Here is a 12,820-nt window from a genome sequence, read left to right as displayed (position 1 = left end):
CGGCCATCCATGGCCGGGGGCGGCTACCGCGGCATCCTTGCCGCGGTGCCCCCTACGCAATGCCTGCGTTCGGCCTCTGGGAAAGGGGCGGCAGATCAAGATCAAAAGCCAAAGCCAAAGCAACGGCAAGATCAACAGCTTCGCGAGCAAGCCCGCTCCCACAGGGGATGATGTGCATCTGCAAGAGATTGGTCGGCTGTCAGGCCGCCTTCGCGGGCAAGCCTCGCTCCTACAAATAGGGCGGTGTACACCCGCCCCTCACCACTCAATAGGTCGAGCGTTAGCTCGCCTGCAGCTTTTGATCTTGATGCACCGCCCCCTCGAGAGGCCGAGTGGAGGTTCTGCGCAGTGGGCAACCCGGCATGGATGCCGGGTTAGCCGCCCCCGGCCATGGATGGCCGATGGCGGCGGGCCCACGGAGCAGGACCGGAGCGAGGGCATGCCGAGCCTGGGCGAGGCACCGAACGACAGGGGCAAAAGCGCTTTGGTTACTTTCGCGCTTTTCGAAAGTGACTCGCTGTAAAGCGAAACCAATAGAAGCCGTGACCGCAGAAACGGATATGTACACAGACTAAAAAAAATCAGTCCGGCAACCACCCCCACAACCAATGCTGAAGATTATCCCCACGCAACATGAAATCCCGATGCACCGCTTCCCGCAATTCATCCCCCATGCGATAGCTGGCATCCGGATCAGCCAGGTGCATGCGGATCGCCTGCAACCACTCCTCAGTGCTGTTGCTCAAAACTTTGGTGCACGGCAAGAAACCGTCATAAGCACGGGTATCAGTGCAAATCACCGGATAACCGCACGCGCCATATTCCAGTAACCGCAAGTTGCTTTTGCAGTCGTTGAAGATGTGGAACTCCAACGGCGCCAGCGCCAGATCGAGGTTCAGGCTAGCCAGTTTGTACGGATAACTCTGCAAATCGATGGTGCCATGGAATTCATGGATGTAAGGACGCAAGGCGTCCGGACACATACCGAAGAATACCCACTCCACCTCATTGGCCAGCTCACGGACCACCTCGGCAATGATCTCCAGATCGCCGGTATGACTGGTACCGCCACCCCAGCCAACCCGTGGTTTTTTCGAGGTGCGGCGCTGACTGGTCAAGGTCGCCCATGGAGCGGGCGGCAGCATGTTGGGCACCACGCGAATTTCACTGTGCATGCTCGACAACACATCGGCCAGCGCCTGCGTCGTCACCACCACGCGATCGCACAGGGCGATGCCATCACGCAACATCTGTTCGGTGTTGACTGGCTTGTTGCGGGCGTGGCTGTTCTTTTTTGGCGTGCTGACAATGTAGTCGTCCAGCTCGAAAATCCGCAGGGCACTGGAGTACTTCTTCATGCGCAGAATGTCTGCCGCCGAGCCGTCGCTATAGCGACCTTGCAAGATAATGGTGTCGGGCGACAGACGCTCGATTTCCACGGTCGACGGCGACTCGTAGGCCACGCGTGCAATGACTCGTCCCGCCGCCTCAAGCTCTGCCAGAGGTGCAGTCACACGGTAATGCCCAATCGCCGACTCGTTGACCGGCAACCCGAGAATCAGCGGCAGGTCGCGATGGCAGAACGGATTCCAGTTATTACGCAGCGAAGGCTCCAGACTGAAGCTCGCCACGCCGAGCGTCAGCGCCGGATTGTAGGCCGGATCACGGGAGATTTTCGGCAGCCACTTTTTGTAGAAGGTTTCGTGTTCAAGCACCTGCGCCTGCACATCGGCCTGCGACGTTGCGGGCGACGCGTCATCACCCATCATCACGGTTGCAAAAGGCGTCCAGACAATCAGGTAGCCGTTTTTATCCGCCTTGAGGCACAGATCAACACCACCAAGGCCCAGGTTGAACTGAGCCTCATCCAATTGACCCAGGCTGTCGAATACCTCTTTGCGTACCATCAGGCAATCACTGCTGACAGCACTCCAGTTCTGCGCTACTTGCAGACGCTGCATGTAACCCCGGGCACTGGCATGCTCGCCGAGAAACGGCGAAGTGGCAGGCCCGGCCAGCCCCAGAATCAGACCGGCGGAGACGATCGCGCCATTGGAGCCCAGCAGCCGCGCACCCACCACGCCGACTTCCGGGCGCTGGGCGTGATTGAGCAGTTCGGCGAGCCAGTCGCCCGCGCAAATCACGCTGCGCGGGCTGAGCGTCAACAGATATTCGCCACGGGCGTGACTGGCTGCGAAGTTGACGATGGCCGCTTCACCGGAACGCTCGTCATAACGCAGCACCCGCAGCATCGCCGCGCCCAACTGGGCCATCGCACTCAGCCAGTCGGCCATCGCCGAATCGCCGCGACCTTCATCGACAATCAGGATTTCGTATTCGGTGTAGGTGGTATTTTCGATCAGACTTTCGGTGCAGCGCTGCAACGCGGCCAGCGACGTGCCTGCCGCAATGATGATCGAGACCAAAGGTCGGTGGCCGTGCAGGTAATCGATACGATTGAGCAGCGACAACTCTTCATGGCGAATTCGGTGTTCCAGACCGATGCGTGTCAGGTGAGCACTGACCAACGCCTCACTGCCCTCGATCACCTCAGGCAACGACATCCAGTCGGGAAAGGTCTGAGTCGACTCCACCTGAATCTCGGCAATGTGCTCGATGGTGTGCAACCCGGCCTCCTCCACCAGACGCCAGAGCAAATCGTGCGGAGCCAGTTCGCCGTGAGCCGGATCGAAACCGCCCACTGCCAAAAAGCGCTGCCGCTCGAACGCCAGTGTTCGCCCGACGTAGGGGTAGGAACGCATGAGGTCGAGGTTGAAGTCAGGTTTGAACACCGGGTCGAGGGACTCACCCTCGACCAGCGCGCCTTCATCGCTATAGGCACACAGCATGCCCGGCGTGCCGGCGATGCGCTCGGCCAGCACCAGCAGCGCCGACTCGCGCAACGTGTCACCCGCCCGCAGCAGATAGAACCAATGCGCGCCTTCCAGTTGCGGCACCACGGCATTGAGTTGTTGCGACCAGTTCGACTCAAGCGGCAACTGCAGCACTTTATCGTCGGCATCGCAATCGGCGTTGGACAGCACGATCACCGCTTGCGGTGCGTACAGTTGAGTGCCGATGCTGGCCAGTGTGGCTTTTAGACCGGCGCTGTCAGATTCGGTGTCGATGATGATCGGCACCAGGTTCGGACGCACAGCCCAGCGGCTGATACGTTCCGGCATATGGCGCGCTTCCGCCGGGTTGAATGTGCGAACCGCCAGCCACTCGCGGTAGAAATCGGCATAGCTGTCGCTATTGCCGCCCACTCGACCATTGACCACGGTGTTGCGGTTACCCAGCACGCGCACAACGCACAACTCTTCCCACTGGCGCGGTTCTTCAGAGGCCTTGCTCAAATCAACGCTGCGCACCCAGCCCGAGGCCGGTGCCGACTCGCCACCGCGTGCTGTCAGCATTTGCGCCAGCCATTCCCATTCCTGCACGGCGGCCCGAGTCATTTCCAGGGTTTTGCTCAGGCGCTCCGGGTACTGACGCTCGGTACTCAGCACGGTGTTCAACGCCGCCAGGTTACCGCGACGCAACAGGCAAACGAACAAAGCGAAATCAAGCATCGCGACAAAGCCGCAATCTTCCTGAATCAGCGCAGGCAACAGCTCGAGCACATCGGCACGGCGCATCAGCGTCGAGCTGAAGTTGCCGATGAAATTCTTCGGCGTGCTCTCGAAAATCGCCAACATGTCATCGCCCTTGAGCAACGAATCGATGGGCGAAAAACGGCAGTTATCGATCCGTGGAGGCAAGATGAAGTTGTTGGCATCGCTCATCATCCGCAGGGCGCAAACGAGAGTAGCCTCGGGATGATCGATCAGCACCTGGGCTTGCAGGGCAATACTCGGCGCGAACAGACGGTCGTCATCGCAAAGCACTTTGATGAACTCGCCTTGAGCTGCTTCGACGCAGCGCAGCAGGTTCTTTTGCAGGCCGAGACGCTTGGGGTTACGCAGGTAACGAACGGTGTGCACTGGGTCAGCAAACGACTCGACGATGTCGCGAATCTCGTCGGACGACGAATCATCACAAATGACGATTTCGACGTTCTCATAGGTTTGAGCGAGCGAACTTTCCAGCGCCTGGCTGAAGAAGCGCGGGTTGAAGGCGGGGATGACGATACTGACTAGAGGGTGTTGATTCACGACGAAACTCTCGAGCGGCGAGCCTCTGCCCTTTCAGGCAGAGGCGTCGTAACCGCTTAGGAAAAGACGGTTGGCAGCTCGACAGACACAGGCTTAGATCTTGTTGAACAAGCCCAGTTGAGCAATCTTGCTGAAGGCCAGTTGCGACGCTTGCAACATGGTTTGTTGCAAGGTCAGGCGAGTCATCACTTCGGCCGGATCGGAATCGCGGATCGCCGACTGGGTCTGGGTGTTGGCCAGGACCAGGCTCTGATTGGTATCGCTCTGGGTATCCAGGGCAGAACCGCGACCGCCCACCGAACTCAGCGCACTGGACAACTGATCGTTGCCGCTCGCCAGGTTGCCGATGCCCGAAGCAAGGGAGGCTTGCAGCTTCTGGGTCAGGATTGGATTGCCATTGGTTGGCGTGTTCAGCGCCGTTTTCAGTTGGCTCACGGTGTCCAGAATGTTCTGGGTTTCGTGAGTGTTGACCGCCACGCTGAACTGGTCGCCTGCCGCCGGTGCACCGGACAGGTTGAAACTCACGCCCGAGGCGGTCGCAACGCCGGCCGCTACAGTGCCGGAAGAGACTATTTTGCTGTTGGCCGTCAACGGTGCCGCATACAAGTCGAAAGCGGTGGCGCTGGTGAACTTCATCACCGCCGAACCGGTCGGGAAACTGGCGTGGTAAGCCACCGGGTTGGTGATGCTGCTGCCAGTCACCTGAGTCGGTGTCGGGTTGCCCGGGCTGCGAGTCGCCGTAAAGGTGTCAGGCTTGGCCGCCAGGGTAAAGCTATGGCCCGGCAGCACGGCAGCGGCGGTGTCACCGGCTGCCAGATTGATGTTCAGGGTCAGATCAACACCGCGGAACGACACGGTCTGGCCAGCGGCGGTGGCCGGATTGAACGCACCGCCCTGACTGGCTTCGGCGGTCACGTCGCTGCCACCCGAATCGGTGATTTTCAACTGGGTGCCGCTGATGAAGTCAACGGTGTACGGCTCACCCGAACGGAATTTGCTGTTGTAGGTCAGGCTCGACGACACCTGACCATTGGACAGGACGACACGGCCATCATCCACGACCGGCGCAGTCCGGGTGACCTCGCTGCGGCTGGTGTTGATCGCTTGCTGGAACACCTCCCAACCGGTGCTGTTGGTGGCCATCGACATGTTGTCGCCGATCGCCAGGTCAAGCGTCACCTGGTCACCGTTGTAGCTGTAGGTGCCATCGTCGTTGCGGGTGAACGGCACGGTGTCGCCCTTGGAGCCGGCGAAGATGTACTTGCCGTTCTCGTCCTTGGTGTTCATCAGGCTCTGCAACTGTTCTTCGATCTGCCCCAGCTCCGATGCGTTGGCCTGGCGGTCGGCATCGGTGTAACTGGCGTTGCCGGCACCGACGGCCAGTTCCCTGGCGCGCTGCAGCACGTTATTGATGCTGGTCATCACCGCTTCGGTGGCGCCCAGCGTCGCCTTGATGGTGGTGGCGTTGGCTTCGTATTGATCGAGCATCGAAGCCTGTTGACCCAATTGCAGCAAGCGCGAAGCACCGACCGGATCATCGGCAGCGGTGTTGACGCGAACGAGGCTGCTGGCCTCTTCGCTGCTTTTGACCACGTTGGAGAAGTTCTTCTGATAGTTGGCGGCAGAGGACTCGTAAAACTGGGCTGTAGAAATGCGCATGGGCTACGACTCCTTAAAGACTGCTGATCAGTGTGTTGAAGATTTCCTGCGCAGCCTTGATGATCTGCGAAGAAGCGGTGTAGTACTGCTGATACTTGACCAGGTTGCCGGTTTCCTCATCGAGGTCGACACCCGACAGCGAATCGCGAGCGCTCTTGGCGTTGGCCAGGATCGCTTCGGTGGCAGCACTGTCGAGCTTGCCCTGGGCGGCCTTGGCGCCTACGCCCTCAACCAGTTTGCCGTAGGCGTCGGTCAGGGAAATGCCTTTACTGGCCGAACCGGTATCCACGGTCTGCTGGGTTTGCAAGCCAGCCAGTTTGGTGCCATTGCGGTTGTCCAGAGTACCCGGCTGACTGAGCGTCACGTTGATCGCCGTCGAGGTACCCGGCGAGCCCGCGATGGTCATGTCAAACGATACAGTACGCTGTACGACTGGCGGCCCCGGATCATTGATCGCGGCGCCGCCGGCGTCGACCAGAGGAATGGTCAGGCTCAGCGTATTGTTCTGGCCCGGCACGATAGTGCCGCTGCTGAGCGCGTTACCTTGGGCATCGAGCATTTGGTATGTCTGGGTCGTACCACCGGCCGTGCCGAACACGATTTTGACCGGAGTCGAAGTCTTCAGGCCGTTCTGAATGGCCAGAGTGGTAGCCGAGTCATAGATATCGAACTGTGTGGTCAGGGTCGGTTGACCGCTGGCCGGAATGGTCAACGTACCGCTGACACCGGGCGCGATGGCCGCGCCCAACGGTGCCGCGATGGCCAGACGCTTGGAGTCGGTCATCTCGGTCTTGATGTTGGTCGCCGCGTTGCGGGTCGGGGTGATCTTGAAGGTGTCGCCAGCGGCTGCGGTGCCGCCAGTGAGCGTCATGGAGAAACCGTCGATCACTGGCGGCGGCGTGGTCAGCGTGCTGAACGCGCCCATGGCGGTGCCTTCAGGCAGACGCTGCACGGTGTAGTTAGTGGCGCTGGTGAAGGTGACCTTGTAATCGTTGATGGTCAGCTTGCCGCTGTCCTCGATAGTCACATCGAAGTTGCCCGAGCCTGCGCTGTTGCCAACCGTGGCGATACTGCGCTGGGCCATTTGCGCGGCACTGTTGATGCTGTTGAACAGGTTCGAACCGAAGTCACCGTTCTTGTCGATGCCTTGGGCCTGGATGGAGTTCATCTGATCGGCGACGACCAGCGCCACACGACCCAGCTCGTTCATGGCCGGGTCCAGCACGGTGCTGCGATAACGCAGCAAGCCGCCCATCTCGCCACCGGTCATCACCGAGGTGATGTCGATGGTGCTCGAACCGCGATTGAGCTGAATGGCCGAACGCGACGGGTCGGTTTTGCTCGTCACCACTTCCAGCTTGCTGGCAGTGTTGCCCATCACCAGCGGCTGACCGCTGCCCAGGTAAATGTCGAGGCTATTGTCACGTTCCATCACTTGCGCACCGGTGAGGGTGGACAACTGGCGTACGGTCTCATTGCGCGCATCGAGCAGGTCGTTGGGCTGGCCACCGGCGTTGGAAACTTCGGAGATCTTCTGGTTCAACTGGGCTACGGTGGTCGCCAGCTTGTTGATCTGATCGGCCATGTCAGCCAGGTTGCCGTTGATGTTCGCGTTCTGCTGCGTCAACTGGCTGGAGACCGAGTTGAACCGGTTGCTCAGGGCCTGCGCATCGCTGAGCAGCAGTTGACGGGAAGCATCGTCGCCCGGCTTGGCGTTGACGTTCTGTACAGAGGCGAAGAACTTGGTCAGGGCACCATTGAGCCCTGTGCCGCTGTCCGAGAGCAACTTATCGATCGGGCTGATCTGCCCGGCGTAGGCAGCCGAGTCGCTATTGAGCGACGTAGTGGTCTGCAGCTGCGCATCAATGTAGCTGTTGTACACCCGACGTACATCGGCGAGGGTCGTGCCGGTACCGATAAAGACTTTGCCGAACTGATTCGAGGCCTTGGTGCCCTGCACGGTTTGCTGGCGTGAGTAACCGGCGGTGTCGGCGTTGGCAATGTTATTGCCGGTAGTCATCAACGAGGATTGGCCAGCGGCCAGACCCGACATCCCGATATTGAGCAAACTCATGGTTCAGACCTTATGCCTTGTGCCTATAGAGGCGTGGTGGAAGCGCCCGCCGCAGCGTAGTTTTGGTAACTCGTCATCTGCTTGGCTATCTGCGAGATCTTGCTTGCGTAATCCGGGTCGGTTGCATACCCGGCTTTTTGCAACTCTCGTACAAACTGTTCTGGGTTATCGGCCGACTTCAGCACATCTTGATAGCGATTATTGCTTTGCAGCAGCGTCACAAGGTCATGGAAGCTGTCTTTGTAAGAGGCATAGGAACGGAACTCGGCCGTCTCCTTGACCATCTCGCCATTTCTGAATTCGCTGGTGATCGCACGCGCCGAATCGCCCTTCCAGTTACTGCTGGCCTTGATGCCGAACAGGTTGTGGCTGCTGCTGCCATCCTGGGCACGCATGACCGATTTACCCCAACCGGTTTCCAGGGCAGCCTGAGCCACCAGGTAACGCGGATCGACACCGATACGGTCGGCAGCTTCTTTGGCCATCGGCAGCATGGTGTTGACGAATTCGTCGGCGGAACTGAAGGCTTTCTTCGCCGGCGCCAAGGGAATTTGAGCCATGGCACGCCCATAAACCTGCATACGCCCGCTGGAGGTCGTATCCGTTTGCGAAGCCAGCCAATCGCCGTTGTACAGGGAACCGGAACCAGTCTTGGTGCTCTGCGGCACCTGGATACTGTTCTGCGCCGTTGTGGCGGTTGTTGCAGCGGTCGATGCCGACGGCACCAGCCCGGCGAGCAAACGATCGGCCAGTTTCGGTGGCAGCGCCAGACGCCGCTGATTGATCAGCGCCATGTCATTGCGATGAGCACCCTCGCCCGCGCTTGCCGGCGTCTTCACCGAGCGCGAAGCCCACAACGGGCGCTCACCATTGAGACGCGACAGCGGCCCGTTGGTGGCGACCGTACCGGCGGCAATCGGTGTTTCCACGGCGGCTTTCGCGGCAGCTTGCTTGGCGGCAGACGCTGCCGCGGCCTCACCCGGCGCCATCGGTTTGTTCTTCGACATCTGACGCATCAACACGTCCGCCAGGCCAATACCGCCGCCTTCGCGGGACATGGAAACGGCCAACTGCTGGTCGTACATTTCCTGGTATTGCTTGGCTGCCGGCGTGTTGAGCGGATTGTCCTGGCCCAACGCTTCGGTGGCCGAGCGCATCGACTTGAGCATTTCACCAAGGAACAGCGACTCGAATTCCTGCGCTACTTTGCGCATGTTCGCATCGCTGTTCTTGTCGCCGACCTTGAGCTGGTTCAGGCGGTTCAGGTCCGAGTAGGACCCCGAATCGCTGCTGCTGACCAGACCGCTTTTACGCATATCCATGATCGCCGTCCTCAGATCACGATCAGGTCGGCTTGTAACGCGCCGGCCTGTTTTAGCGCTTCGAGAATCGCCATCAAGTCACCCGGTGCCGCGCCGACCTGGTTCACCGCACGGACGATTTCGTCGAGGGTGGTGCCCGGGCCGAACTTGAACATCGGCTTGGCTTCTTGCTGAGCGTTGACCCGCGAGCGCGGCACGACCGCCGTCTGCCCGTTGGACAGAGGGCCGGGCTGGCTGACGATCGGGTCTTCGGTGATGGTCACGGTCAGGCTGCCGTGGGTCACGGCGGCCGGAGAAACCTTGACGTTCTGGCCGATCACGATGGTGCCGGTCCGCGAGTTGATGATGACTTTCGCCACCGCCTGACCCGGATCGACTTCGAGGTTTTCGAGGATCGACAAATAGTCGACCCGCTGGCTCGGATCGAGTGGCGCAGTCACACGGATCGAACCACCGTCGATGGCCTGAGCGACGCCAGGGCCAAGCATGTTGTTGATCTTGTCGACGATGCGCTTGGCGGTGGTGAAGTCCGAACGGTTGAGGTTCAGGGTCAGGCTGTTGCCCTGATTGAAACCGCTTGGCACTGCACGCTCGACCGATGCACCGCCAGGGATGCGACCGGCTGACGGAACGTTGACGGTGATCTTAGAACCGTCACGACCTTCGGCATCGAAACCACCAACGACGAGGTTGCCCTGAGCGACGGCATAGACGTTGCCGTCGATACCCTTGAGCGGCGTCAGCAACAAGGTGCCGCCGCGCAGGCTCTTGGAGTTACCAATGGACGCCACGGTGATGTCCACCTGCTGACCCGGCTTGGCAAACGCTGGCAAATCGGCACTGATCGATACTGCCGCGACGTTCTTCAACTGCACGTTGCCCGAACCTGCCGGCACCTTGATGCCGAACTGCGAGAGCATGTTGTTGAAGGTCTGCAGGGTGAACGGGGTCTGTGTCGTCTGGTCACCGGTGCCGTTAAGCCCGACCACCAGGCCGTAGCCGATCAATTGGTTGGAACGCACGCCGGAAATACTGGCGATGTCCTTCAGCCGCTCGGCTTGAGCGTCGAAGGCCGCGGACAGCAACAGGACGCCCACCATCAGGTGTTTAAGATTCAACATAGCCACCTAGAAAGGGAACAGCGGGCTGAGGAAGAAACGGTCGAACCAGCCTGGCTGACTCGCATCGGCAAACGCGCCGGTGCCCGAATAGGTGATGCGTGCATCGGCGACGCGGGTCGACGACACGGTGTTGTCGGTGGCGATGTCATCGGCGCGAACGAGGCCGGCAATCCGCACCAGTTCATCACCGGTGTTGAGGGTCAGCCACTTCTCGCCGCGCACGGCGATGATGCCATTGGGCAACACGTCAGCGACGGTCACGGTGATCGAACCGGTCAGGCTGTTACTCTGGCCGGACTTGCTGTCGCCCTTCGTTGAGCGGTCGGCGCTATAGCCGGCGTTCAGACTCAAGTCATTGCCACCGATCGGGTTATTGGTGGTCAGGCTGGAGCCAAACAACGAGGTCAGGCCAACCTTGTTATCGCTGTTCTTGTCGATCTGCGAGTTGGCGTTCTTGCTCGCCTGGGTGCGCTCGTTCAGGGTGATGGTGATGATGTCACCGACCCGGAACGCCTTGCGGTCGCTGTACAGGTTCTGTTCGAAACCGGCCTGGTAGATCGAGCCGTTATTGGCGGCAGCCGGCAGCGGCGTGCGCGGCAACACCGGGGCGTAGAAAGGGTCATTAGGCTTGGGCGGCGGAGCGACGCAGCCCGCGAGCACGACGGCCCCACTCAGTGCCAGAACAGATACAAAGCGATTCATGACCCTACCTCACGGTATTGCAGGCGACCTCATGGCCGCCTCATAGACTTGATTACAGATTCTGCGTTACGAACGAGAGCATCTGGTCGGCGGTGGAGATCACCTTGGAGTTCATCTCGTAAGCGCGCTGAGTGGTGATCATGTTGACCATCTCTTCAACGGTGCTGACGTTGGACGTTTCCAGGGTGTTCTGCAGCGTGGTACCGAAACCGGCGAGGCCCGGCGTGCCGATTTGCGGCGCGCCACTGGCAGCGGTTTCCAGGAACAGGTTGTTACCCACCGCTTGCAGACCGGCCGGGTTGATGAAGTCGGCGGTTTGCAGGTTGCCGATCACCTGGGAGGCCGGGTTGCCGGCAACAGTGACGGACACCGTGCCGTCACGGCCGACGGTGAACGTCTGGGCGTCGTTCGGAATGACAATGGCCGGCTCCAGGGCGAAGCCGCTGGCGTTGACGATCTGACCGTTGGAATCCAGGTGGAACGTACCGTCACGGGTGTAGGCCGTGGTGCCGTCCGGCTGCAGAATCTGGAAGAAACCGCGACCGTCGACGGCCAGGTCAAGCGGCTGCTCGGTGGTTTGCAGGCTGCCGGCAGTGAAGTTTTTCTGGGTGCCGACGATGCGCACACCGGTACCCACTTGCAGACCCGACGGCAATTCGCTGTCCTGGGTCGACTGGGCGCCCGGCTGGCGTTTGATCTGATACAGCAAGTCCTGGAACTCGGCGCGGTCACGTTTGAAACCCGTGGTCGATACGTTCGCCAGGTTGTTGGAAATGGTGGTGAGGTTGGTGTCCTGGGCGGACAGACCTGTTTTGGCAACCCATAGAGCCGGAAGCATTCGATTCTCCTCGTGCGCCTGTTTTACGGCGCGACGTTCTGATAATTAGCTGATCTGCAAGACCCGAGCCATGGCCTGGTCATCGTCTTTGGCGGTGTTCATCATCTTGATGTGCAGCTCGAACTGCTTGGCCAGCGCCAGCACCGAGGTCATTTCTTCCACGGCATTGACGTTGCTCGACTCCAGGAACCCGGACACCAGTTTGACGTTGGCATCGGCTTGCGCCGGCTTGCCGTCCTTGGTGTGGATCGAACCGTCCAGGCCTTTGGTCATGTTCTTGAAGTCCGGGTTGACCAGTTTGATGCGGTCGACTTCGGCCATCACCCGTGGACCTTCGCCCATCGCACGAATGCTGATGGTGCCGTCTTCGCCGACTTCGATTTGCTGCTCGGGCGGCACGGCAATCGGCCCGCCATTGCCTACCACCGGCATACCATTGCCGGCACGCAGCACGCCCAAGGCGTCAACGTTCAGGCTACCGGTGCGCACGTAGCTTTCACCGCCATTGGGGTTCTGCACCGCGATCCAGCCATTGCCCTGCACCGCAACGTCGAGGTCGCGACCGGTTTGCACCAGCGCACCCGGGGAGAAGTCGGTGGCCGGACGCTCGGTCATGGCAAACGCACGCGCCGGAAAGCTGTCACCAAACACCGGCATCGAACGGGCCTGTTCCAGGTCCTTCTGAAAACCGTTGGTAGAGATGTTCGCCAGGTTGTTGGCATGAGCCTTCTGCGCCAGTGCATTCTGGCTGGCGCCGGTCATTGCCACATAAAGGTACTTGTCCACACTCTTTCCTCTGCATGCCGGACGTTTGCCGCCCACCGCTGTACTGCTGAGCCATAAGCAATTTGCAGACCAACTTTTTTCTGGCGGCGCAGGGCCCGGCAAACAAAGGACTTGAGGGATTCAGAGAGGATTGGGGAAATGTATCGAAGACGAAAAACCGGCGG

8 protein-coding genes are annotated in these 12,820 nt (G+C 60.1%); all 8 read right to left on the bottom strand.

Annotated features, from left to right (window positions below; genetic code table 11):
- Positions 1–581: 581 nt before the first annotated feature.
- The gene (locus AB7M22_RS04230) at positions 582–4,154 is read right to left on the bottom strand and encodes a glycosyltransferase (RefSeq protein ID WP_454185342.1); all 3,573 of its coding nucleotides are present in this window, start codon (positions 4,152–4,154) and stop codon (positions 582–584) included.
- Between the two features lie 93 nt (positions 4,155–4,247).
- Positions 4,248–5,813: a flagellar hook-associated protein 3 gene (locus tag AB7M22_RS04225; protein ID WP_454185341.1), complete on the bottom strand. Its 1,566-nt coding sequence runs from the start codon at positions 5,811–5,813 to the stop codon at positions 4,248–4,250.
- Positions 5,814–5,826: 13 nt separating this feature from the next.
- Complete coding sequence (gene flgK, locus AB7M22_RS04220; RefSeq protein WP_454185340.1) at positions 5,827–7,887, bottom strand: flagellar hook-associated protein FlgK; 2,061 nt, start codon at positions 7,885–7,887, stop codon at positions 5,827–5,829.
- Between the two features lie 23 nt (positions 7,888–7,910).
- Positions 7,911–9,209 carry a flagellar assembly peptidoglycan hydrolase FlgJ gene (gene flgJ / locus AB7M22_RS04215; RefSeq protein ID WP_454185339.1) on the bottom strand — a complete coding sequence of 433 codons (1,299 nt, stop codon included), beginning with the start codon at positions 9,207–9,209 and terminating at the stop codon, positions 7,911–7,913.
- An 11-nt stretch (positions 9,210–9,220) separates the two neighbouring features.
- Positions 9,221–10,330, bottom strand: coding sequence for a flagellar basal body P-ring protein FlgI (locus tag AB7M22_RS04210; RefSeq protein ID WP_454185338.1), 1,110 nt, complete (start codon positions 10,328–10,330; stop codon positions 9,221–9,223).
- A gap of 6 nt (positions 10,331–10,336) precedes the next feature.
- Positions 10,337–11,032 carry a flagellar basal body L-ring protein FlgH gene (gene flgH, locus AB7M22_RS04205; RefSeq protein ID WP_454185337.1) on the bottom strand — a complete coding sequence of 232 codons (696 nt, stop codon included), beginning with the start codon at positions 11,030–11,032 and terminating at the stop codon, positions 10,337–10,339.
- A gap of 52 nt (positions 11,033–11,084) precedes the next feature.
- Entirely contained in the window at positions 11,085–11,870 is a 786-nt protein-coding gene (flgG, locus tag AB7M22_RS04200; protein ID WP_454185336.1) for a flagellar basal-body rod protein FlgG, read from the bottom strand.
- Between the two features lie 45 nt (positions 11,871–11,915).
- Entirely contained in the window at positions 11,916–12,656 is a 741-nt protein-coding gene (locus AB7M22_RS04195) for a flagellar basal body rod protein FlgF (RefSeq protein ID WP_448092158.1), read from the bottom strand.
- Positions 12,657–12,820 lie beyond the last annotated feature (164 nt).

The sequence above is a fragment of the Pseudomonas sp. ADAK2 TE3594 genome (genome assembly GCF_053628675.1).
Note: the sequence above shows the minus strand (reverse complement) of the source record. Positions and strands in the feature narration are given on the sequence as shown.